The organism is Paenibacillus sp. FSL H7-0737, from assembly GCF_000758545.1.
In the GTDB taxonomy this organism is placed as follows: Bacteria; Bacillota; Bacilli; order Paenibacillales; family Paenibacillaceae; genus Paenibacillus_AQ.
The window spans coordinates 2049831-2072732 of record NZ_CP009279.1; the positions used below are offsets into that span (position 1 = coordinate 2049831).

19 protein-coding genes are annotated in these 22902 nt (G+C 45.4%); 11 read left to right on the forward strand and 8 right to left on the reverse strand.

The window, feature by feature from the left end; genetic code table 11:
• Positions 1 to 39: 39 nt before the first annotated feature.
• Together H70737_RS08780 and H70737_RS08785 are read left to right on the forward strand one after the other, a co-directional pair.
• On the forward strand, positions 40 to 531 hold the full coding sequence (locus tag H70737_RS08780) for an RNA polymerase sigma factor (protein WP_042186445.1): 492 nt from the start codon (positions 40 to 42) through the stop codon (positions 529 to 531).
• Entirely contained in the window at positions 528 to 1529 is a 1002-nt protein-coding gene (locus H70737_RS08785) for an anti sigma factor C-terminal domain-containing protein (protein ID WP_042186447.1), read from the forward strand. The genes H70737_RS08780 and H70737_RS08785 overlap by 4 nt, the downstream gene beginning before the upstream one ends.
• A gap of 77 nt (positions 1530 to 1606) precedes the next feature.
• Here H70737_RS08785 and H70737_RS08790 read toward each other — a convergent pair whose 3' ends face one another.
• Positions 1607 to 1951 carry a winged helix-turn-helix transcriptional regulator gene (locus tag H70737_RS08790; protein ID WP_042186450.1) on the reverse strand — a complete coding sequence of 115 codons (345 nt, stop codon included), beginning with the start codon at positions 1949 to 1951 and terminating at the stop codon, positions 1607 to 1609.
• A 174-nt stretch (positions 1952 to 2125) separates the two neighbouring features.
• On the opposite strand from H70737_RS08790, the gene H70737_RS08795 reads away from it, so the two are divergent.
• The 6 genes from H70737_RS08795 (at position 2126) to H70737_RS08820 (ending at position 7800) form a co-directional block, all read left to right on the forward strand.
• Complete coding sequence (locus H70737_RS08795) at positions 2126 to 3058, forward strand: aldo/keto reductase family protein (RefSeq protein WP_042186453.1); 933 nt, start codon at positions 2126 to 2128, stop codon at positions 3056 to 3058.
• 30 nt (positions 3059 to 3088) lie between these two features.
• Positions 3089 to 3937 carry an NAD-dependent epimerase/dehydratase family protein gene (locus tag H70737_RS08800; protein ID WP_042186456.1) on the forward strand — a complete coding sequence of 283 codons (849 nt, stop codon included), beginning with the start codon at positions 3089 to 3091 and terminating at the stop codon, positions 3935 to 3937.
• Positions 3938 to 4019: 82 nt separating this feature from the next.
• Positions 4020 to 5042, forward strand: coding sequence for an SDR family oxidoreductase (locus H70737_RS08805; protein ID WP_042186458.1), 1023 nt, complete (start codon positions 4020 to 4022; stop codon positions 5040 to 5042).
• 153 nt (positions 5043 to 5195) lie between these two features.
• A complete protein-coding gene (locus H70737_RS08810) occupies positions 5196 to 5855 on the forward strand; it encodes a class I SAM-dependent methyltransferase (RefSeq protein WP_042186460.1) in 660 nt (219 codons plus the stop codon).
• A gap of 124 nt (positions 5856 to 5979) precedes the next feature.
• A complete protein-coding gene (locus H70737_RS08815) occupies positions 5980 to 7002 on the forward strand; it encodes a CapA family protein (protein WP_042193538.1) in 1023 nt (340 codons plus the stop codon).
• A gap of 540 nt (positions 7003 to 7542) precedes the next feature.
• A complete protein-coding gene (locus H70737_RS08820; protein WP_042125931.1) occupies positions 7543 to 7800 on the forward strand; it encodes an AbrB/MazE/SpoVT family DNA-binding domain-containing protein in 258 nt (85 codons plus the stop codon).
• Between the two features lie 143 nt (positions 7801 to 7943).
• Here the strand turns inward: H70737_RS08820 and H70737_RS08825 are convergent, their stop codons facing one another.
• Together H70737_RS08825 and H70737_RS08830 are read right to left on the reverse strand one after the other, a co-directional pair.
• A complete protein-coding gene (locus H70737_RS08825) occupies positions 7944 to 8453 on the reverse strand; it encodes a PadR family transcriptional regulator (protein ID WP_042186461.1) in 510 nt (169 codons plus the stop codon).
• Positions 8454 to 8549: 96 nt separating this feature from the next.
• Positions 8550 to 9713, reverse strand: coding sequence for a YhgE/Pip domain-containing protein (locus H70737_RS08830; RefSeq protein WP_052404214.1), 1164 nt, complete (start codon positions 9711 to 9713; stop codon positions 8550 to 8552).
• Between the two features lie 194 nt (positions 9714 to 9907).
• Here H70737_RS08830 and H70737_RS08835 point away from each other — a divergent pair, with 194 nt between their 5' ends.
• The 3 genes from H70737_RS08835 (at position 9908) to H70737_RS29715 (ending at position 17492) form a co-directional block, all read left to right on the forward strand.
• The gene (locus H70737_RS08835) at positions 9908 to 10633 is read left to right on the forward strand and encodes an HAD family hydrolase (RefSeq protein ID WP_042186464.1); all 726 of its coding nucleotides are present in this window, start codon (positions 9908 to 9910) and stop codon (positions 10631 to 10633) included.
• Positions 10634 to 10849: 216 nt separating this feature from the next.
• Positions 10850 to 11125, forward strand: a complete 276-nt coding sequence (locus H70737_RS08840; RefSeq protein WP_042186467.1) for a hypothetical protein — start codon at positions 10850 to 10852, stop codon at positions 11123 to 11125.
• Between the two features lie 259 nt (positions 11126 to 11384).
• The gene (locus H70737_RS29715; RefSeq protein ID WP_081951072.1) at positions 11385 to 17492 is read left to right on the forward strand and encodes an S-layer homology domain-containing protein; all 6108 of its coding nucleotides are present in this window, start codon (positions 11385 to 11387) and stop codon (positions 17490 to 17492) included.
• 90 nt (positions 17493 to 17582) lie between these two features.
• Here H70737_RS29715 and H70737_RS08850 read toward each other — a convergent pair whose 3' ends face one another.
• Genes H70737_RS08850 through H70737_RS08870 form a run of 5 tightly spaced genes read right to left on the reverse strand, consistent with a single transcriptional unit; the run spans position 17583 to position 22900 of the window.
• Positions 17583 to 18713: a YheC/YheD family endospore coat-associated protein gene (locus tag H70737_RS08850; protein ID WP_042186470.1), complete on the reverse strand. Its 1131-nt coding sequence runs from the start codon at positions 18711 to 18713 to the stop codon at positions 17583 to 17585.
• Positions 18695 to 19213 (reverse strand): GNAT family N-acetyltransferase, encoded by a 519-nt coding sequence (locus H70737_RS08855; RefSeq protein WP_042186473.1) that lies wholly within the window; start codon positions 19211 to 19213, stop codon positions 18695 to 18697. The genes H70737_RS08850 and H70737_RS08855 overlap by 19 nt, the downstream gene beginning before the upstream one ends.
• A 25-nt stretch (positions 19214 to 19238) precedes the next feature.
• Entirely contained in the window at positions 19239 to 20351 is a 1113-nt protein-coding gene (locus H70737_RS08860) for a YheC/YheD family endospore coat-associated protein (protein ID WP_042186475.1), read from the reverse strand.
• Positions 20348 to 21721, reverse strand: a complete 1374-nt coding sequence (locus tag H70737_RS08865; protein ID WP_042186478.1) for a YheC/YheD family endospore coat-associated protein — start codon at positions 21719 to 21721, stop codon at positions 20348 to 20350. The genes H70737_RS08860 and H70737_RS08865 overlap by 4 nt, the downstream gene beginning before the upstream one ends.
• Entirely contained in the window at positions 21722 to 22900 is a 1179-nt protein-coding gene (locus H70737_RS08870) for a YheC/YheD family endospore coat-associated protein (protein ID WP_052404216.1), read from the reverse strand. It abuts the gene before it with no gap.
• Positions 22901 to 22902 lie beyond the last annotated feature (2 nt).

Below are 22902 nucleotides of genomic sequence, written 5' to 3' on the forward strand. Positions count from 1 at the left end.
CGAGAACTTAACCGTTATACATACGAAGGGAGGTGCAGGATGAAGCCCGGGCAGCTACATCAGATACTTCAACCGAAAATGTTAGAAATCCAAAAATACTTGATTCGTCTCGGGGCACCTGCAGCCGACGCGGAGGATATCGTACAAGATACGGTATATAAGGCACTTTTGTATATCGATTCTATTGATGAGAACAAATTCAGTGCATGGCTATATAAAGTAGCGATTAATCGTTATTATGATCTGTGCCGCCGCAGCAAACGGATAGTCATTCCTATTGATTATGTGGATGTTCCAGACATGGAACTGCCAGAGGATCATGTGCTGTTAAAAGAGAAACGAGAGGACATCGAACGTGTACTAGATGAGCTTCTTCCTCTCCACAAACAGCTCATTATTATGAAGTACGAGCTGGAGCTATCCTATCAGGAGATAGCTGAGCTCCTTGGGATCACAACGGATACGGTCAAATCGGCATTGTTTCGTGCCCGCAAGCAATTTCAAAAAAAATACAGAGGTGAAGCGGAATGACGGCTCCATGGGAACAAAAGGATGATCAAAACCTTTCGAAAATAATTAAGAAAGCAAAACGAAAAACAATGATACGTAATACGGTCATTTCACTGATCGTGACCATTATAGTATTGTTCGGTGGCATGCTGGGTATCTCTCAACTGACCAGCTGGTTAGCGATGCGTGGGCTGGATGAGGAGAGGATTATGATGGAAATTAGCAGTCCTAATCTTCATGAGCTGAGAACTGAGCTGGATTTAGGATTTTTATCGGGCAAAGTTGAACTGAGTACGTACAAGGTTGTTGAGGGTGTACCTGTCGTGTGGGATACTAAAAAGCTGGAATTCAGTATGAGCAGCCGTTTTTCTCTACTTTACAGGGGATACTCTAGTATTAATGTTCCTGATCCAATAATGACAAGCCAAAATTATGAATATTACCGAGGATATAACAGTCAAAATGGACAGCGGGAAATGATGTTCTATGTACCTGGGGTGAATTATAACGGTAAGGTGTTGAATGACCTACCTGCACTTGAACAAATGGAACCTGGTAAGCTGGTAGAAATGGCAGTTTCGTTTGATAAAAGCTATACACAAGCAGAAGTAGAGAAGATGCTGCCAACAGAGCTGACACAGAAGTGGTATTGGGTAGATACGTATGACAATAAAAAGAAGCTTGAGTTTATTACGAATGATAGCAGCCCGAATAAATATGCATTACCGGAATCAGCGAGACAAGTATACGGTTACGGTGTCAATTGGGAAGGCTTATTTAAACCGAAACCAGAGGATTTTTTACAATCACTAGCATATGGGCTTCAGAAAGAGGGCAAGTATTACGGAGAATTTGAGCGAATCTCGAACTATTTGAAAAAGGATAAAGCGGCACCGGATGCCAGTGACGTACAGCTATTGGGAGTTGTTGTTACAGGCACTGCTAAGGAGCTGCAAAGCCTTAAAGGAAAGGCATATGTAAATACCGCAGTTCTCGGCGCGATTGTGGATAAATATTAATCTTATAGTAAAACAAAGAAGACCCGGGAACGATGATCCCGGGTCTATTTTGATCATTTTTCAACCAATTATTTATGCTACGTCCATTTGGCGGACCACAGCTTCATTTCCTTCAAAATTTGATGCAAATCCTCACCTTTTGGAGTTAAAGAATATTCCACTGTTACGGGTACGGTAGGAAACACATGGCGTTCTAGTACACCGTGTTCCTCTAAATGGCGTAGAGTACTAGTCAAAGCACGAGGGCTGACATTAGTGATTTTTCGCTGAAGCGCTCCAAAGCGTTGGGTACCGTCGAATAACTCCCTTAGTACGAGAAAAGCCCATTTTCCGCCCAATACCTCAAGTGTTTTTTCTACATTACATTCAATAGTAAGTGGGGTTTTAGGGATATAATTATTGCTAGATTTAGCTGTTGTCAAGGAATCTCCTCCTGTTTTGGTGCCACTATACTCTTGTATAGTAACTACTCTAGAGATCATATAGTAAACTAAATTTCACTTCTTCCTATTATATACAAACTATTCTAGAATGAATATGTGCGTTAGGCAACCTGCCGAAATCATAACACGGAACTATGGAAAGGAGCAGTTATTATGAAATATCGTAGATTAGGTGGAACAGGCCTAAAAGTTAGCGAGATTAGTCTGGGAAGCTGGCTGACATACGGAGGATATGTAGAAAGAGATAATGCTGTTAAAGCCATTGAAACCGCTTACGACCTAGGCGTGAATTTTTTTGATACGGCAAATGTTTACGAAAAGGGTGCTGCTGAGAAAGTGCTAGGCGAGACCTTGCGGAACTATCCGAGAGAATCCTATGTGCTGGCCACTAAAGTGTTTGGCGAAATGGGGACGGGGCCTAACGATCGTGGTCTATCCCGCAAGCATATTACGGAACAATGTCACGCAAGCTTGCAGCGTCTCGGCGTAGAATACGTGGATATTATGTATTGCCATCGTTTCGATACGGAAACTCCAATTGAAGAGACCTTACGTGCGCTGGATGATCTGGTTCGTCAAGGCAAGGTATATTATGTCGGTGTAAGTGAGTGGACTGCGGCGCAAATGACAGATGCGCTAGCTGTAGCAGACCGCTATTTACTGGATCATATCGTGGTTAACCAACCGATTTATAATATGTTCGAACGTTATATTGAGAAAGAAATTATTCCGCTCGGCGAGCGACGTGGCATTGGACAGGTTGTTTTTTCTCCACTGGCTCAAGGGCTGTTAACAGGAAAGTATAACGCGGACATCCCTGAAGATAGCCGTGCGGCTAAGCTGGATCGGTTGAAAAAGGCGATTACAGAAGAGAAGATTGAAAAGGTTCGCCAACTAAGCGGGGTAGCTGCGGAGTTGAATATTTCTGTGGGAAATCTGGCTTTGGCTTGGATTCTGCGTCAGCCTAATGTAGCAAGTGCGCTAGTGGGTGCCAGTCGTCCGCAGCAGGTCGAAGAGAATGTTAAGGCTTCGGGAATAGAACTTTCCGAGGATATGCTTAAGAAAATTGAAGAGATTCTTAACTAGAGATAGATTCATAAAAAAGGAGATATGATCATGGCGAAAGTAGTTGTTACTGGCGGAAGCGGGATGCTCGGCAGATGGGTGGTCCGGCATTTTGTTGAGCAAGGGTATGAGGTTGTGAATGTGGATACGCAAAAATCTCCAGATTCCTTGTGCCAAACGATCATTGCTGATTTGAATAATTTAGGTGAAGTGTACGGCGTACTTGCAGGCGCTGATGCAGTTGTGCATCTGGCTGCGATCCCGGCCGCAAATATAAAGACGAGTGAAGTCACCTTTCAAAATAATGTAGTATCCACCTATAACATTCTGGAGGCTGCTGCTGGACTAGGCATTCGCAAAGCAGTTATTGCTTCCAGTGAATCCTCTTATGGCATCTGTTTTGCGGTTAACCCATTGGGTCCGCAGTACGTGCCTATGGATGAGGAGCATCCACAATTACCTGAGGACAGTTATGGTCTATCTAAAGTTGTGAATGAAAAGACAGCAGAGATGTTCCAGCGCAGAACGGGTATACAAGTCGTTTCCCTAAGAATCGGAAATGTCATTAACCCATCGACGTATGAACGTTTCCCTTCCTTCATTCATGATCCCGCGCAGCGTGATCGGATTCTGTGGAGTTATATTGATACACGGGATGTAGCGACAGCTTGCCAATTGGCGATTGAAACGGACGGATTGGGCGCAGTTGCTCTTAATATATGCGCAGATGAGACCAGTATGGCTGTTCCTAGCAGAGAGTTAATGGCCGCACGTTATCCAGAGGTGACGGATTTCCGCCAGCCGCTGGAAGGCCATGAGTCGTTACTCAGCAATGCGAAGGCGAAGAAGCTGCTGAATTGGCAGCCCAAGCACTTATGGCGAGATTACGTTAATGAATAAATGACGAGCCAGGTTTACTTTTACTATAAATGAGAGTTCAAAAAGTACGGTTTTTGAACATCCTCTATAAGGAGCGTGTGAAATGAAGGTATTATTTATCGGAGGTACGGGACTGATTAGCCAGGCTGTATCCCCGCACGCGGTAGAACAAGGAATAGAGCTGTATTTGTTCAACAGGGGACAAAGAGGCGAATTCGTTCCGGATGGGGCGAAGGTGATTCAAGGTGACATTCGTAATCCGGCGGAGGCTGCCGAAGTATTGCGAGATTATGAATTTGACGTAGTGGTAGACTGGATTGCTTTTACACCGGAACATGTGCAGACAGATATTGATCTGTTTACAGGTAAAACGAAGCAGTACATTTTTATCAGCTCGGCCTCGGCTTATCAGAAGCCACAGCGTAATTATATAATCACAGAAGAGACACCCCTGGAGAATCCTTATTGGGAATACTCGAGAAATAAAATTGCTTGTGAGCAGCTATTGATGGAAGCACACAAGAGCAGCGGATTCCCGGTTACGATTGTTCGTCCTTCCCATACTTACGGAAACACAGCCATCCCTGCGGCACTCACGAGCGGACAGCATCCTTGGTCCTTGATTGATCGTATCCGTCGTGGCTTGCCTTTAGTCATCCATGGAGATGGAACATCTTTGTGGACACTGACGCATAACTCAGATTTTGCCAAAGGAATCGTCGGATTGCTTGGGCATCCGGAAGCGATTGGGGAGGCCATTCATATTACTTCTGATGAGGTGTTGAACTGGAATCAGATCTATGCGGCCATTGGGCAAGCGGCAGGTGTGGAGCCGAAAGTGGTTCATATCTCTACAGACTTTATCACAGCCTTCTCCCCTCCAGGGACGGCGGATGGCTTGATCGGCGATCAAGCGGTCAGCAGTGTTTTTGACAATCGTAAAATCAAACGTCTCGTGCCTGACTTCCAGGCTGCCGTTCCTTTCTCTGAAGGGATAAAGCAGTCAATTGCTTGGTTCGAGGCTCATCCAGATCAATGCACGGTTGATGCGGAATGGTCTGCTTTACTAGATCATTTGATCGAGAAACATGGAGTTGAGGCCAAGCCTCTATCCTTTTACTCATAAGATTTGTACGGTTAATATTTAAAGACGGTCTGTTCCTAAGGGAGCAGCCGTTTTTTTTGGGTTTGTCTAGCTCAATGTAAGGTTATGGAATGAATCAGCAAATCATGAATATACTCTCACTACCTTAAATTCCGTTAAAAAGGAGTCCTGGCCATGCCAACACATCCCTTTGTCTCGCGTTTTTTTGTAAACTCAGATGCAAGCCGTGAGAAGTTAATTTATGATTTGCCAGAATCCTGGTGGAGCCGTCCCTTTGAATATGAGTGGTGTATTAACTTTATTTCTCCACATGGTGTGGTGCTGGATGCTGCTTGTGGAATTCCTCATCCCTTGAAATTTTATTTAGCTGGGGTATGTGCAGAGGTTTATGCTTGCGATATGGACAGCAGGGTTATTTACCGGGAGGACATCCTAGATGCGATTACAGATGAGATCGGGGAAAAAGCGGCAAAGCAGGTTATAGCTAGAAGAACGAACAACTTGCATCTTGCTCAGGCCAATCTTGCGGCTCTTCCATATGAGGATGAGAGCTTTGACACTATTTTTTGCATATCAGTGCTGGAGCATTTGACCTTAGAGGATACGGTCGGCACTTTACGGGAATTTCACCGAACGTTGAACGAAGAAGGGCTGCTCGTGCTAACGTTTGATTACCCAACGGTAAACTTAAATCTCATGAATGATTTGCTGCTGCAAGCTGGATTTCAATATTGGGGGGAGACGGATTTTGAGTTGCCTGTAGATGCTGTGTCCACAGATTTGTGGGGTGGGTTACAATGCTTCCGGGCTGTTTTGAAAAAATCAAAGGCATAACAGGTCTTCTTACCCTTAAATTAGTAATCTATTTCCAGTAAGCTAGAATAATAGCTATTATAGATTCCATAATGAGGATAGGAGGCTGTATTTTTTGAGATTAGGGTCGAATGTACTGCGCAGCATGCTACTTACTACACTTCTATTATCACTGATTCTCCCTTCGACGATTGCATCTAGTGCAGCTTCGCCATCTTCAGAACCTATCAGACTTGCTTTTGCTGGTGATATTCTCTTGGACGGTTTTGTGGGTGATCAGATCGCGAAATACGGAGTGAACTTTCCGTTTGTGAAAGTCGCACCTACCTTGCAAAAGGCAGATATCGCCTTCGCGAATCTGGAAACGCCAGTGTCTATTCGAGGGAAGGCAGCAGAGAAAACCTTTGCCTTTAGGTCTAAACCAGCAGTGCTTAGTGGCTTAACCTATGCTGGGATTGACGGCGTTTCTTTGGCTAATAATCACATTTTAGATTTCGGAACAGACGCTATGCTCGATACATTGGTGCATCTGGATCGAAACAAGATTGGCCATACAGGAGCTGGTAAAAATGTAGAGGAAGCGTTCAAACCGTATACAAGGACGGTAAAGGGGAAGAAGATCGCTATCTTAGGTGTAAGTCGAGTGCTTTCAGGCCCTTCTTGGTATGCCGGCAACAATAAACCGGGAGCTGCCTCAGCGTACACCTCGCAGCCTATGCTTACGGCTATTCAGAAGATGTCAAAGGAGAATGATTACACGATTGTGTACATTCACTGGAATGAAGAGTTTAAGGATTATCCTGAACAATACGCCCGCACGCTAGCCAAACAGATGATTGATAGTGGTGCAGATATCATACTCGGCGCACACAGCCATTGCCTGATGGGCATCGAATACTACAAAAATAAACCGATCTATTATTCACTTGGAAACTTTGTGTTTAATCGTTCAACACGTGGTGGAGAAAAGACGCTTCACTCGATGCTGGTGAATTTTGAGATTAATGAGGCCAAGGTGACTAGTAAGATTACGCCAGTCAAAATTATTGGTGGACAGCCGAACTTCATGGACGATTCTTATAATAAGAAGACGATCAAGCTAATGAATAGCCTATCTTATAATGCAATTATTGATGCGAATGGCAGGGTTACGGAGAAACCATTATAACGATAGAATAGATCGACCAGAGATCACTGGTCGGTTTTTTTTGTAATTAAATTCAATTAATTATACTAAATTTATCCAATATTTGATCTTTCTATTAATAATATGTAATACTTATATTAAATCAGTACATAGTAGAAAGCTTGATTGTCGAAAAAAGTAGATGCATAAAGCATAAATAGTCTGTATTAACTCTACTAAACGTTTTTTTGCTCTGATATACGTCGGAGTGTTTCCAGACTTGATGTATTGGGTAAATGAGGGTATCAATTGGGATACTCTTCAAGCTGATTTGTAATCGCAATGTTGGATATTTATTAATTTCAAGACAAATAATTTGGATCGCTTTACAGCATTTTGTCGAAAGTGTACATATTTTTGTCGAATAATTGTCGATAAATATCATATTTTGTAGAAATAAAATTGACAGGGAATGAATAGCACTTTAATATTAGAGTATAGCGTAATCATTACTATCACTTAGAAGCCTACATAGCTTTTAGCAAAAATGATTATTAATGTGAATTTAAGGGAGGATGTACGATGATGAAAGCGACAGGCATAGTAAGAAAAGTAGATGAATTGGGACGTATCGTAATTCCTATTGAACTACGTAGAACGATGGGAATTGACATAAAAGACCCGCTCGAGATTTTTGTAGATGGAGAGAAAATTATTCTTAGAAAATACGAGCCAACTTGTATCTTCTCCGGAAGCGCAGAGAACCTCATCAATTTCAAAGGTAAAATGGTAAGCAAAGATGTTCTCGATGAGCTGATTTCTAGCTTTGACAGAGTGTAGTCGATAGATTACACATTTTTGCTAAAAAAGAACCGGTACAGCAAGCACAATTTGTGCATGCTGCCGGTTCTTTTTTATGATAGCACAACAAAAAAAGCAGCAAATCCCCTAGAAAAATAGGAAATCTACTGCCCACACGATCCTTATTCAGACTCCAGCACACTTTGAATCTTTTTGATAAAGGCTTCATATTGCACTAGGCCCAATTCCATACACAGCTTCTGGTAAGGGGACAGTTTGCAATCTAGTTGCTTTAATTTCTGATCAAGATCGTCGTACATTGCCTGCTTTTCTATCAATGCTTGCCGAAGTAGATTATCTATGTTCTCTTTATCGGTCTTATCTCCGAAATACAGATGCATAAAAAAGTCTGAACGCAGAACTTCCTTTTCAGCCGGTGTTTGCAAGTAAGCATGGAACTGATCCAAGCCGGCACGGGTAATGGTAAATACATTTTTGTCAGGTTTGCCTTCCTGCCGTATGGATTCTTTGGTGATTAGGTCCAGCTTCTCCATCTTGCTCAGGGTTGGGTAGATGGTGCCGTAGCTGGCATCAAAGAAAAAAGAAAAGTATTCCTCGAAATGCCGTTTTATCTCATAACCCGAATGAGGTTTTTCACTTAATATCCCTAGAATGACATCTTGTATATTCATGAATCATTGTCGCTCCTCTCTTTCACCTCCTACCATATCACAACTGCATTTCGCTCTCAATTTGAAAAGGCATAACCAAGGAGGCAAACTAAATAATTATGCATTTGCTGGTACGGGCTCTTGTTCTTGTGATAACTGAGTTTCCTTGCGAATGAAGGTTAGGATAATGCTTAATCCAGCTATTGCTGCACCAATGCAGAGTAGATAGAACATATCTTTCCATACACCATTGCCTCCGATAACTAGGTCGAGCATGCCATTTACCGCGTAGTAAGCAGGTGAGAAGGGACCGATCCAGCTATAAAAAGGAGAAAGCACATCACGAGGAATCGTTGCTCCGGAAGCTAACATTTGTATGGAAAGAAGTGCGATATTTAGCCATGCACCAGCGTCGCCGAGTAGCAGCAGACTGAACTGTGCAAGAATCATGCAGGAGAGAATCACAATGAATTCGAACAGCCACATGAGCAGAAAGCCATGGTTGGAGTGGATCCCGAGTGAGTTAACCATGATAGTCCCCACTAGAGAGGTTAGTACAGCCGTTGCACCCATAATGGCAAACCGGGCTCCAAAGCGATCCCATTTACCAAATTGACCCGATAAGTTGGAAGAAGCTTTTTGCAGATTCATGGCGAGTAGCATAGCTCCGGTAAAGGAGGCCGTAACAATCATTAACGGAACCATAGTTTGTGCAAAATTAGTTGTAGGATGGATGACTTCAACGTTTGCGGAGATTCGGCTGCTTGCCGCACTTTTGATGATCTCTGCTTGTGCTTGTGGCAGCTTCATAGCTTCGAGGGTTTGGTTTAGTGTTGTATTACTGCTTTGTGTGTTCATGGCAGCCGTGACTTTAAGGGCTACAGTCTGCATAACATTGCTAACCATTTGCGGATTAGATTCATTTATGAGGTAACGGAGTTCAGTCTTTCCGGATGGATTACTAACCGCTCCGGTGAACCCTTGTGGAATATTGATAATCATGCGGATTTCTCTATGCTCAAGGGCTTCCTTGGCAGCTTGTAGTGGAAGGTCCTGTCTGGTTACGAACTGAAGGGACTGGGTAATGCCATCGACTACAGGCTGAGCATTCGCACCATCCTCATTCACAATAGCAATCGGCAACCGATCTACCCGATCAGTTACATGGTCATACCCTGTAATCCAGATTAAGCTGAAAAAGACTTGGAATAACAGTGCAGTTATAATCCCGACGATGGTAGCGGGCTGCTTGAGGAAGCGCATGATTAATGGACGTGACATGGTTATCTCTCCTTTATATTTCAACATGTTATATTACAGGTTGTAATATAACATGTTGAAATATAAACTGCAACAAGAAAAGTGGAGAGCATGGACATTCCGAAGTGATATCATATATCATAGGGCTTGTACTGGAAATTTCGTGCAGATGAATGTGCTTACCTGAAGCAAAAGAGAATGGGGAGGAACAACAGATGAGTAATGAGGTACAAGGAACAGAACTGAACGCGGTTCACTCGGAGTTGAACAAGCCGGAAGCGATTGTTTTTGATATGGATGGAACACTGTTCCAGACTGAAAGTCTTTTATTACCTGCATATCATAAAATGTTCGATATTTTGCGGGAAGAGGGATTATACTCAGGACCAACACCGCCTGAAGAGCTTATTCTAAGCGGCTTAGGGATGCTGCTGGCAGATATTTGGAAGAAGGTTATGCCTGATGCCGATGAGGCGGTGCACCGCCGTGCAGATGAGCTGCTATTGCAGCTTGAGGTCGAAGGACTTGAAGCAGGTGGGACGTTACTGTATCCTCAGGTGGTCGAAACACTGACTGCCCTAAAAGAGCGTGGAGTACGGTTGTTTGTGGCTAGTAATGGGCTGGAGGAATACATTCACAGTATAGTTGTGGTGCATGAGCTTAAAGAGTTATTTGAAGGATTGTATAGTGCCGGTGGTCAAGGCACTGCGACGAAGACAGAATTGCTACGCATTTTGCTGGACAATCATGGAATCAAGAGTGCCTGGATGGTAGGCGATCGCTCGTCCGATGTGGAGGCAGGTAAGGGAAATGCTCAAACCGTCATCGGCTGTGCGTATGCAGGTTTTGGCCGTCAGGATGAGCTGAAGGGCTCCGATGTAATTATCACTTCCTTTGATGAGTTGATAGACTTGTACGACAACGCATCGGTTAGCGAATAGGAATATCGCGATTTATATTTGGTAAACGAATAAAAGGCAAACCTCATCTAGGCAGAGGGTTGCCTTTTTAATGTTAAGGTTCTAAATGCAGATGCAGGAATAGCTCAAAGCTAAAAAGATATACATAAACAAAGGGGATGATCCGATAGATCATGGAAAGGGGTTATTCCTATGTGATGATAAGGAATCGAGAAGCATGTTAAAGGAGTATGAAAAATGATAATGAGCTTCCTTTTTATTGCTTTAAGCGCTGCACTTGGAGTGGGCATGTGGTTTTTAGTAATAGGTATAGTCTTTTCTATTGGTGGCGGAGACTTATTTATAGTTACTCATTATGATTCCTTGTTTTTTTATATTGCTGTTTTTTTATTGTGTATCGTGAGCTATCTTTTGTTTATAAAACATCTATTAGAAAAGGACTTACAGCTCTTGCTCCATATTTGTGTGGGTACCACTATGCTCTTCTTTTTTCTAACGCCTTGGCTGAGCTAATCAAAATCTTCAATACAACGAGTTTTTCTAATATAAGTTCCTCAGAACATCAGAATCTTCCAGGAAGGCAGTGGCATCAAGACCTAACCTTTCGGCAATTTTCATAACCTATGCAGGCAGAGCGCCAACGAGCCATCGTTCGCTCTGCTTTTTTTGTGCTGCTGGAAAATATCTCGACACCAATCGAGTTTTTGTGAGTTTTTTGTGAGATTGATTTGGTTTTATGAAACTACATCATTCTCTAAAAGGAGGAGTGTAGGTGCTCAAACTGAAAGATTGGCGCGAATTGGACATCCTGCCTGTTAGCAAGTTCCCCCATTGGAGGTGGCAGGCTGTAAACATTCGCAGTCTCCTGCCATCATTTTTCATACACCGGAAAAGTGAAGGCAGTAAAACTACTATGAGGAATGGAGAGTGGACAATGAAGAGGTATAAGCTGTTTTCGATAATGTTGGTGTTGTCTTTGGTATTGTCCATGCTTCCTGTTGCACCTGCAACAGGAAACGCGGCTGCAGGTTCAGCGGGGGCAAGGGCCGAATATGGCGGATTAGGCGGGTCTGAGCTATTCCTGGGAGGGAGATATATAGAGCTTGGAATCAGCAACTGGGGCGATTTCGGCACTGAGGGCAATAAACCCGCGAACTTCCGCGGAACAAGCAGTAGAAATAATCTTGGCATGAGTGCGGATCATGACGGGTATGGCACTGGCTTGGATCTGCCCGTGGATTATTATTTGCCTGGGACTCCCGAGGAACGGTTCGCGGTAGGCTATAAGGTGGGTGGAAATACATATGCGAAATCCAATTCAGCTGTGATGAACACCAAGCAAATGCCGACTACGGTATTGAATACCTCGCAGGAGGATAAAGGGCTCCTGAGTGCGACTATCGTCTCTACATGGGACGGAACAATGGAAATTAAGCAGGTTATAAGCTTTAAAGAAGATTACAAGTTCTACCGTAATGACGTTACCATTAAGAATCTCTCCGACCAGACCTGGGATGGAGCTCGGTATATGCGTTCAATGGATCCGGATAATACGGTAGACCAGGGCGGATCATATGCAACGGCTAATAGGGTAACTCATACCGTAGAGGAGGATGGCGTTGCTGTCGTTGAAGCGAAGACCAATTCGGACGCAGACCCGCTCTTTAAAGCATTTAGTTCGAGAGCACCTATCTTCTTCTACTCAAGCAATCCGCAGGCCAAGGCATCCGTATTCGGATTTACCAATGTAGATCCTTATGCCTTTGAGGCGTATGACAGTCCGAAGTCTAAAAATCAGGAAGTGGTGGCTGATACGGGTATCACGATGACCTGGGATTCGGGCGCTCTGGCTCCAAGTGAGAGCAAGAGCTTCACCTACTACACCAGTCTAGACGAGCGGGACTTCAAAGAGGTTCTCGCGGAAATCGAGCTGGATGAGGGCAGCGGCCCTCTGACTGAGACGGAGGCCAATGATGGTACGGTGAAGGGCAACCAGAAGGTCAACATCCTTGGAGCTACCCTTACCGATCCGATTGACGTGAACCATATTCGGATCAACAACCTGCCCGCCGGACTGGGCTTTGAGGTGACCCGGTTGAGTGAGAACGAGCTCAACTTCAAGCTGACCGGTGCAGCGGTAAACCACAGTAAGGAATTTAGTGTAGATAACTTGTCTGTGACAGTCGGCAAAGAGAATCTGATCGGGACTTCCGCTGATTTAACAACCAAGACCTTCAGTCTTACCTTTATTGATCCAGCTATGCTGAGCTTGGATAAAGGCATTGTCTCGGAAGCGGTATACGGTAGTGGGCAGATTTCCGAGACATTGCTGTTGTCCGTTACCGGCGGCAAATTTGCTTCGGATATTGGTTCAAATGATATCGAGATTCGAAATCTTCCTGACGGGCTAAGCGCGACATTGAAGAGAATCTCTGATAAGGAGCTTCAAATCGGCTTTGACGGCATCGCAATGGAGACGGAGGACGTATACAATGCCTACGTAACGGTAGCGGCTGATAAGCTTGTCGGAAGTCCGAAATCTCTAAGCACTAATACGTTTAAGATTGATTTTAAGGACAAGGAGCCTTTTCTGGTCGCTCACTCACCTGTTTATGAATCCGATCTTAATGATGGCAGCATTGCCGATGCACTGGTTCTGGAGCTCAAGAACGGAATCTTTGATGCATCCGTTAGAGATTCAGTATACGCGGTGAATTGGCCGGATGGGTTGGAAATAGGCGATATTACGATTGACAATCCTACCCAAATAACCTTATCTATTGCCGGACATGCAAACAGCCACGAAATCACGGATAGTATAAATAATGCGGAGGTGACGGTCGCGGGAATCCCGTCAACTACCTTCTCGGTCCTATTCCGTTCTCCGCCGCCGTCCATTTCGGCTTCTCCAGATGTTCTCCATGATGCGGGCGACGGCTCGGTCGAGGAGACCTTGAGGGTAACCCTGAAGAACGGCAGATTTACCGAAGAGGTTAACACTGGTGTAACGATCAATAACCTACCGGAGGGACTGGACTTCACTGTGGTGCGCATCAGTGACACTATACTCGAAGTCCACTTTACGGGGCAGGCAACGAAGAAATCCGATGCTTCCGCATTTGCTTCGGTCACAGTTGATCCTGCAATTGTCATTGACGCTGCAGCATCACTCACCTCAAATAATTTCGATTTGCAGGTGCCGGATGCAACTTCTCTAATTGTTAGGGATATGACTGATCTTACCTGGGACACGATCCGGGAAGAGAATATCCAGCAAGAGTCTGTCACCTCGGATGTATATCTTACTGAGAAGGGGACTTACGGAAGTAAGATTATCTGGAAATCTACGAATGAAGCGGTCATCTCGCCTGACGGTACTGTTACTAGACCCTCATTCGAGAAAGGGGATCAAGAGGTTACATTAACAGCGGAATTCAAGAACGGTTCTTCTGTCCAGACGAAGACCTTTATTCTTATTGTCAAAAAAGAAGCGGGAACCGATGAACAGTCGGTTGCTGAAGATTTAGATCGGTTAACCTGGGAGATGATTCGGGCCGATAATGAAAGCCAGAAAGACGTGAAGACGCTGCTGAAACTGCTGACAAAAGGCAGCAACGGCAGCAGCATTACCTGGAGTACTTCGAATAATGAAGTCATCGGCACAGATGGCAAGGTAACGCGTCCTGGTTATCTGGAAGGGGACCAGAATGTAACCTTGACTGCGACAGTAAGCAAGGGTAAAGCTGTTCAGACCAAGGAATTCGTTGTGACAGTCATCAAGCAGCCGATGAATGACGCGGAAGCCGTAAGCGAAGACCTGGCAGGGTTGACCTGGAAGATGATCCGGGCCGAAAATGAGCGCCAGGAGGATGTGAAGACGCTGCTGAAACTGCTGACAAAAGGCAGCAACGGTAGCGGCATTACCTGGAGTGCGTCGGATAAGAAAGTGATTGATACAGACGGCAAGGTAACGCGTCCTGGTTATCTGGAAGGGGACCAGACGGTAACCCTGACCGCAGTGATAAGCAAGGGTGAAGTCACCTTTAAGAAAGAGTTCATCCTTATTGTTAAGGCAAAGATTGCAGATATTAATGAACAATTGGCCGAAGAAATCGGTATGTTGAGAATTGGCTATACCAATCCGGATTCGGTAAACAGCGTAACGCAAAATATCCAGCTGATCTCGAATGGCTTCTATGATTCCAAAGTAGTATGGACCAGCCATAGAAGCGATATTGTCAGTAACACAGGAGAAATCCAGCGACCATTGAAAGATACGATTGTCAGATTGACCGCCCGGGTAACGAAGGATGGCTTCTTTCATGAAAAGGACTTCTACATCACGGTTAAGGGAACAAGTCTGGTTGATCTTCCCAAGGATGAACTTAATGCGAATATTGTATACGCACCAGGAGATTCCGAGAATTCTGTAAAGAAAAATTTATTTTTGACGACTAAAGGAGATACGGGTTCCTTACTGACTTGGACATCTAGTAATCCTGACATCATCTCGAACACTGGCCGGGTCAGCAGACCGGGTCCGGAAGAAGAGGATGTAAAGATAGTGCTTACCGTGCGGCTTGCCGATCACGACAAGCCGGGCGAATTTAGAGTCAAGACGTTTACGGTCATCGTCAAAAAGCTGAGTGATCAAGAAGCAGTGGACGAGGCAGCTAGAAGTTTGAAGATAGACGATGCCGCAGTCTTTGCAGAAGGTGACATTTGGGAAAGTGTAACTGAAGGCTTCCTGCTGCTGCAGACTGGAAAGTACAACACTGATATTACATGGGCCTCTAATCACCCGGCAGTAATCGGAATTGATCAGAACGTTGATCAAGCTAAAGGCAAGGTTAACCGGAAAAATGAAGAGACCAACGTCATTCTGACAGCAACCTTTAGCCGAAATGGCAAAACTGCGACCAAAAAATATCTGCTGATTGTCAAGGCGCTAGGAGTGGCGAAGGACGGAGCTATCCGTCAAGTGACCTCCAGACAGGCAGAGTTGTCTATTAATAACGATGGCAAGCCGTTGCAGCAAGGTATCAACATTCTAAGAACGAATATGTCGGATGGGACTAAGATCGATACAATCATTGTGGACGACAATCAAATGTTTAATTTGGTGGAAGCTGTGAATCCAAATGATCCAGATCTGGTGAATCGAAGCCTGACCATAAGTCACGTGGACGATCCTTCTGAACATGCGGATGAGATTGCCATAGAAATTCCGGCATCGGCCATATTGACCCTTGCAGGGCGCAACATTGCATTGGATATCGTCACCAGTCTGGCATCCATTCATTTGGATGAAGCAAGTATCAAGCAGCTTGAAGCTGCCGGTACAGACTTGTATTTCAGAATTGTACCGGTACGGAATTTAAAGGAACAGCAGACCTTCCAGACGAACGCCGTTAATATTGGTACTACGAAGCTTATACTAGCCAATAACCAGACCGTTAAAGTTCAGGGAATACCGCGGGGGATTGAGACTAACTACAGTGGGATCAATACGTATATCCGGATTCCGCTGTCTGAGCTGACTGACAAGATTCCTGTTCAGAGCTCCGTTGCCAGAGATGCCTTCCTGGATAGTCTGAGAATCTATGTTGAGCATAGTGACGGAGACATTGTAGTGTATTCTCCTCTCCGGATTGGATACACCGCTAAAGGTGAACCGGAATTTGCAGAGTTCCAGATTGATAAATTCAGTATTTTCCAAATGATTCAAATCGCAGATAAGAAATCGGACGACTCTCAGCACTCCGGCAACCCGATTGTTGTCAGCACTGCTCCTGTACCGGTACCAGCAGACACCAGAAGTACTGAACTGACTGGCGAGAAGTTGAAGGAGCTGCAGGATCAGGATGGAGTGATTAAGGTTGAAACCGACTTAGGTACTATCAAGCTGAATTCTGGTAATGTAAGTCTGGATAAAATCCAGAAGCTATTTGGACAAGAACATATGAATCCAAAAGACATTGTGATTCGTGTAGGATTAACCACAGCCGATCAGAGTTACATTGAAGGATTCAAACTGGCAGCCAAGAGGGAGCAGGTACAGCCTGTAGGTCAACCTGTCAAGTTCTATATCGAAGCATCGTATAAAAATCAGACCCGATCCGTTTCAAGTCAAGGTTGGGGAGAATATACGTTGCCGGTACCGGAAGGAATGAAGATTACAACAGGTGTTCTCTACAAGGATGGTGAGATTTATCATCAGCCAACTTATGTGAATATAGAGAATGGACGTTACTATGCGCGCATTAACAGCCTCGAGAGCGGAGTCTTCGGATTAATCTGGAATCCGGAAGAGTTCCAGGATGTTGAGCGGCATTGGAGCAAACAGGATGTTAATGTTATGGGCTCCAGGCTCGTTGCGAATGGCACGAGCGATACGGTCTATGAGCCGCAGCGCGCAATCACCAGAGCGGAATTCACGGCTATGATGGTCAGAGCTTTGGGAATTGTCAATTATGATGAGCGGTCTGTATCCTTCAGTGATGTCCCGGCACATGTCTGGTATGAACGGGAAATGGAAGTTGCGATAGAGAATGGTCTAATTGCTGGTTATCCTGACGATACATTCAGACCGAATAACAGCATCACGCGACAAGAAGCGATGACCATCGTCAGTAGAGCGATGAAAATTACCAAGCTAGTATCTACCCGCAGTGAAGAGCAGTATTTAGAGCTGCTTCAGTCTTTTACGGATTCGAAATCGATTGCCAAATGGGCAGAAAAAGACGTGAAAATGAATCTTTCTGCCGGCATCATTGTAGGTAGAAATGAGCGGCTGGCGCCTAACGAGAATATTACTCGTGCCGAGGCAGCCGCTGCAGTAAGAAGACTTCTGATTCAGTCGGGAATCATAAATCCTTAATTGTAGCAGTGAATTTATTAATTCCTATTTTTAACAAAAGCAGCGGTTGCCCAAGTTGGGAAGCCGCTGCTTTTGTTGTTGAGTATCAATTTATTCCTCAGTAGTCTTAGCTGTGGTTGGGGCACCTTTGTTATTATATAGCCATAACGCATATTCTAAAGGTCGCACTAGTGCTTTGCGATAGGTGTTGCCGTCCCCTGATCGGGCAAACACTTCACGTGCAGGCTTTGGATTAACCTCCAGCACATAGATTTTTCCTTCTCGATCAATGGCAAGATCCAGTGCAAGTTCACATAAGGCTCCGAAACTTTCTTCCAGGAAGGCAGCGGCATCAAGACCTAACCTTTCGGCAGTTTTCATAACCTTATCGGTTTTATCTTGACTACCCAGCCATTCCTTCAGGAGCGTTTCAGCTCGAACGGCGTGCCCACCGCCATGAAGATTGGAGGTTACGCTTCGCGCCGCACCGACCCTTGCTGCCATACCTGTCAGTTCCCAGACGCCTTGCCCATTCTTTTGAACGAGCATGCGGTAATCATGGAAACGTCCGCCAGGCAAACGTAGTGGAATCCCCTGTTGGACGAGGAAACGTCCACCAATACACCATTGTCGAACGATGGAATCCAATCGGGAGGCAGAGACCTTTCGGGGTGGAATAATCCGGCGATCTTGGCGGCGGCCCTGAATATCAAATACCCCTTTACTGTTCTTTACCCGCTCAATTCTAAGGATCCCGCGTCCACCTGTGCCGTTTGCAGGCTTGATATAGAGGACCGGGCTCTGCTTTAACATTCGGTGCAGATCCGCAGAGGAGTTATATAGTAATGTTTCTGGCATATGCTGCCGGAAGCGACTCTTTTGTGAGAACGTTTGGTGAATGGTCCATTTGTTGCGCAGTGGACGATTCAGAAACAGCAGATGTTTATAGCGTTCACGGAAACGAAGCAACTGTTGAAAGCGCGTGCTGCGCTGGATACGGCAACGGTCATAAATCATGTTCGGGAAGGAACGCCATTTGCGTGACCATTTCCCGCTCTTTGGATCAAAGACTAGGGCATGGATCTGCTCTTTGCTGGGATGGACATCCATGGGGGTAAACACAAAAACATCCAAGCCCATTCGATTACCCTCAATGATCATTCTCCGGTACACGGCCTTTTCTTCAAGCTGCTTGGCTTCATTTATATACAAAGTAAGAATGCCTAAGACGGGCTCTGGCACAGGAGTTCACCTTCTTGTGGAGAGTTTGTAGTACTGACGGTATTCTGTGGTGACCGGATCAATAAAGTTGGCTTGCCAGTAGGGCCACTAGAAAGCGCCACTGCGGCAAGACCAACATTGAAACACATTTTCAGACTGGCTGTATTATCGCTGGCAACACTGCATTCCAGACGGCCTAAACGCTTTAACTGGGCGGCCATAAGGGCGGTGCCGGTATGCCTATTTCGGTATAAGGGATGCACGGCAACGAGACAGGCCTCTTCACCGAAACCGGATACGAAGCTTACTCCTGCTAGCTGGCGCCCATTCTGACCGCGTACGGTGGCGACAAGCAGCGAGACACCCGGCTCTGACAACTGTTCTGGAGTTAATCGGGCCATTACCTTGCAAGCCTGGTTTGTAATCCGACGCTCCCCATGCTCTCTTATAAACTCAAGCAGTCCGGTTAGCCGCGATTTCCACTTTTTAGCATCAGTGTCGTAGATAGAGGATATCTGCATGCTGTGTCACATCCTTTAATGAATTCTACTTGATATGGCGTGCTAAGTGCTGGCCATATTGAAAGATTCGCTCCAAAGAAAGCTTGCGAATCGCAGGCTCATCAAATTTCATCGGACGGGAGTTTGCCTCAAAGAACCAGAGTCCACCGTTCTCATCGACACCGAGATCCATCGACATCTCCCCAAGCATAGAATCAGAGGCTCTTTCAATTTGTCTGGCAATTAACAGAGCAGTTGTAGGTACACTTTTTAAGATAGAGGCTGCTCTTTCGGTTCCAAATGTGCTTTCCAGCATGGTGGAGGGCTCCTCGATACTTCCGCCACGAGGTACATGCGTAGTGATGCTGCGGGCACCAGCTAGACGTGCACCTATGCCGGTCATTGCCCAGCCGCCTCTGCCATTTTTCTGCAGAAGTACACGTAGATCAAATGGTCGTCCTCGGTGAGTTGCTAGTTCAATAGCTTGCTGTACGATATAGCGTGAGCTTCCCTTTTCTTTTCCTATCCGTGCCCAGAGGCGTTCTACTGAGGCAGCTTTGTAGGTCACATTTTTTTTGCCGCTTTGAATTTGCAGACGATAGGGTAAGGTGGTATCTGCACGGTATTTTAAACGCATAATTCCTTTACCTGCTTTGCCATTCTCAGGTTTTAGGTAGAGACTGGTATGATTATTTAGCATGGCAATAAGCGTGTTTGCACTGCGTAAACGTCTGGTTTTTGGAACATGTTTTGAGGTGGCATGCGAGCCCTTCAGCCATTCAAATAGACTCCATTTATTGAAAAAATATGGATTATATAGCTTAATGCCTGGATGTTCCAGGCATTGAGCTATTTTGCGTACGACAGCAGGTTTTTCCTCATCCTCACGGGTAGGAATTCGATTATAGATGATTTGTGGAAGAGGTACAGGAATGCTGTACCATATTCTTCCGCTGGATGATGGGACATAACCGTTCACCATCCGTTCCTCGAGCTTCAAGTCACGGACAGTGACGACGTAGACAAGAAATCCCAGTTCCTTGCCTGTGCGAATGATGTCCCGGAAATTATTACGGTTGCCATTAAAATGCCTTACTTTATCGCTGGTTGTCAGTATGGCAATAACGGGTTTTGTTTCATCCGGAATATGGGTGTTCACATCTCATCCCTCCTGCGGAATTTGCTGAGGTATAGACAATGCTCCAGAATGTGCTCGATGGAAGCTTTGCCCTCAGCGCGCAGGGAAGGATGACGGAAGATGGAACGTCCTGGTTTGGCGTTGGCCTCGAACATCCAGATGTCTTCATCCTGATCAATGCCGAGATCAAAGCCAATTTCACCGAGCAAATGACGATGCTGGATTTCTAAGGATTCTGCCAGCTTAATGGCTGTACTCTTCGCACGCTGTAATACTTCATCTGCTCGGCTGCCGAATACACGCCCGAGCGCCTGCCCAGGTGTAAGCAATGCCCCCCCATTTTTGAGGTGAGTGGTGACACTGCCTCGGCCGGCTTTCTTCGCACCAATACCAACTACAATCCATTGATTACTGCCGTTTTTATGCATATGGAATCGGAAATCAATGGGGCAGCCATCAATTTCAATCAAACGTATTCCTTGTTGGACGATATAATTTTGCAGGCCTTGACCGTGTCGTGACCGAAGCATACGCATGAGGCTTTCAAAGGTAGTGAAGCGCAGAAGTACGTTTTTTCCACCTTTGCGGTAGCGGGCAAAATATCCTTTTTTCGGCAGATAGGTAAGTCGGTAAATCCCGTGACCCAGGCTGCCTGCGGAAGGTTTGTAATATACAAAATGGTGGTGATCCAGCATTTCTCTCATTTTTTCGGAGGAGGGATTGCTGTGTGTCTCAGGTACGTAACGGTTTGCTGCTCCGTCATTCTCTAGCAACCGATAAATATCGGACTTATTGAAAAAGCTCCAGTTGAAGTAAGGGATTTTCTTGCGCATAAAGCGTTCGCGAAGCTGGTTGATATAAGGTGAAGTCTCCGCTCTCCGACTGGGTAGCCGATTGTAGACGACATCAGGCAGAGGAACCATTTTACGTTCGAATTTGCCGCCTGCGGTTAAGAAATAACCATAGACCTGCTCCTGTTGCCAGTTGATATCACGCGGCATAAAGGCAAATATATAACATTTGTTACTGCCTTCCCGCAGTAATTGCTTTATAAAGCCAGTGCGAGAACCGAAGGGTTGATTTGAAGATGCTGGCCCATCGGTCAATACACCGACTAAAGGTCCCAGCTGTACCTCGTCGTTTTGCAGATTGCGTAAATAGATACCACCAGATTTCGGAACCTTGATAGCACTCTTTACACCAGTGGCGAGGAATAGATGATTTCCGGCGCGCTTGATGGGCTTGATCATGGTCGGGATGGCATCTTTACCGAGTCTAAGGCGAATGTTCTTCTTCCCGGTTAATTTCAAGCTTTTCATCAGTGCACCTGATACATATACAACTCTTTGGGGCTGCTTAGTAAAATGCACATTGCAAAAAGTGAGACTCATTTATGAATCCTCCTTAGGAACCATTGTTATCATTCTCCCGTTTATAACGGAGCTGTCCGTAGATAGGGATGGTATCCGTCGCTGTGTGAGTAGCAGATGGCGCGCATAAGACAGTGGATTCTCGGCGGCGAGCTTAGCAGCCCGGCGGTCGCCCGTCAGCCGGAATACCGTGCGCCCTGGCTTGGAATTTGCTTCTAGTAAATGAATCCGACCGCTCGAATCAATACCGAAATCTAGGCCGAGTTCTCCAAGCCTACCGCATGCGGCCTCCAGAAGAGGAGGCAAGTATGCAGCTTCTGCAGCAAGCTCCTGCATGATGTCTTTTCCGTCCTGACCATATTCTGCAAGTAAAAAGGGCAAAGGAGGAACCGCAGTTCCACCGCCATGCAGGTTCGAAGTCAGTGAACCATGATTACCCAGCCGAACGGCCATGCCAGTAAGATCCCAGCGACCGAGGCCATTCTTTTGCATCAATACACGCACATCGAACGGTTGCCCCTTACGATTAGTTAGGTGCAGATAAGGCTGTATAATATAGCGGCGTGTGCCGATAAATTCATGAATCCAGTTCAGTCCTTCATCCTGCGAGCTGAATACATATTGAAAGGGTGTATTTGTCCCATCACGCCCTCGTACTCTTATGCCTCCTCCAGAGCGTCTGTTCTGCAGTATGGCATGCAATGTACGTTTGCCATGAGAGCCTGCTTTGGGTTTTAGGAAGACCCCGTATTCTCTTTCAGCGAGCATATTGCTTAACTTGCGTGTACCGGTATAAAGAACAGTTTCCGGCAGTAAAATAGCGGCTCTTCGGTTGCGCTTCAAGATCTCGTATACGCCCCATTTATCAGGTAAACCTCTTGACCAAGGTAGTGAGCGGTGAAGGAAAGAGAGTGCAGAAGAGGCTTCTTTTCTTTCTTTCGGACTATTGTAAAAACAACGATTATAAATGATATCTGGTGGTGTAGAGGTCGTATTGTGCCAGCTTCCGTCTTTCCATGTATAACCGGTTATAGATGACCCGTCTGCCGCTACTCCGTCCGGATGAAACACGAGGACTTTAAGGTTGTATCGCGGAGCTGCACGGCATAAATGACTGCAAAATTCTGGCTCGGCAATCGGAGGATTCCCGTGGCGACGGCCCGTCATAATGCCGAGGAACCCCATAGCTGTTTCAGTCATTG

Coding starts and splice junctions, on each gene's coding strand:
- H70737_RS08820 (WP_042125931.1), top strand. CDS start 7,543: ATGATGAAAGCGACAGGCATAGTAAGAAAAGTAGATGAATTGGGACGT.
- H70737_RS08800 (WP_042186456.1), top strand. CDS start 3,089: ATGGCGAAAGTAGTTGTTACTGGCGGAAGCGGGATGCTCGGCAGATGG.
- H70737_RS08780 (WP_042186445.1), top strand. CDS start 40: ATGAAGCCCGGGCAGCTACATCAGATACTTCAACCGAAAATGTTAGAA.
- H70737_RS08815 (WP_042193538.1), top strand. CDS start 5,980: ATGCTACTTACTACACTTCTATTATCACTGATTCTCCCTTCGACGATT.
- H70737_RS08830 (WP_052404214.1), bottom strand. CDS start 9,713: ATGTCACGTCCATTAATCATGCGCTTCCTCAAGCAGCCCGCTACCATC.
- H70737_RS08840 (WP_042186467.1), top strand. CDS start 10,850: ATGATAATGAGCTTCCTTTTTATTGCTTTAAGCGCTGCACTTGGAGTG.
- H70737_RS08835 (WP_042186464.1), top strand. CDS start 9,908: ATGAGTAATGAGGTACAAGGAACAGAACTGAACGCGGTTCACTCGGAG.
- H70737_RS08795 (WP_042186453.1), top strand. CDS start 2,126: ATGAAATATCGTAGATTAGGTGGAACAGGCCTAAAAGTTAGCGAGATT.
- H70737_RS08805 (WP_042186458.1), top strand. CDS start 4,020: ATGAAGGTATTATTTATCGGAGGTACGGGACTGATTAGCCAGGCTGTA.
- H70737_RS08825 (WP_042186461.1), bottom strand. CDS start 8,453: ATGAATATACAAGATGTCATTCTAGGGATATTAAGTGAAAAACCTCAT.
- H70737_RS08855 (WP_042186473.1), bottom strand. CDS start 19,213: ATGCAGATATCCTCTATCTACGACACTGATGCTAAAAAGTGGAAATCG.
- H70737_RS08785 (WP_042186447.1), top strand. CDS start 528: ATGACGGCTCCATGGGAACAAAAGGATGATCAAAACCTTTCGAAAATA.
- H70737_RS08865 (WP_042186478.1), bottom strand. CDS start 21,721: ATGAGTCTCACTTTTTGCAATGTGCATTTTACTAAGCAGCCCCAAAGA.
- H70737_RS08870 (WP_052404216.1), bottom strand. CDS start 22,900: ATGACTGAAACAGCTATGGGGTTCCTCGGCATTATGACGGGCCGTCGC.
- H70737_RS08810 (WP_042186460.1), top strand. CDS start 5,196: ATGCCAACACATCCCTTTGTCTCGCGTTTTTTTGTAAACTCAGATGCA.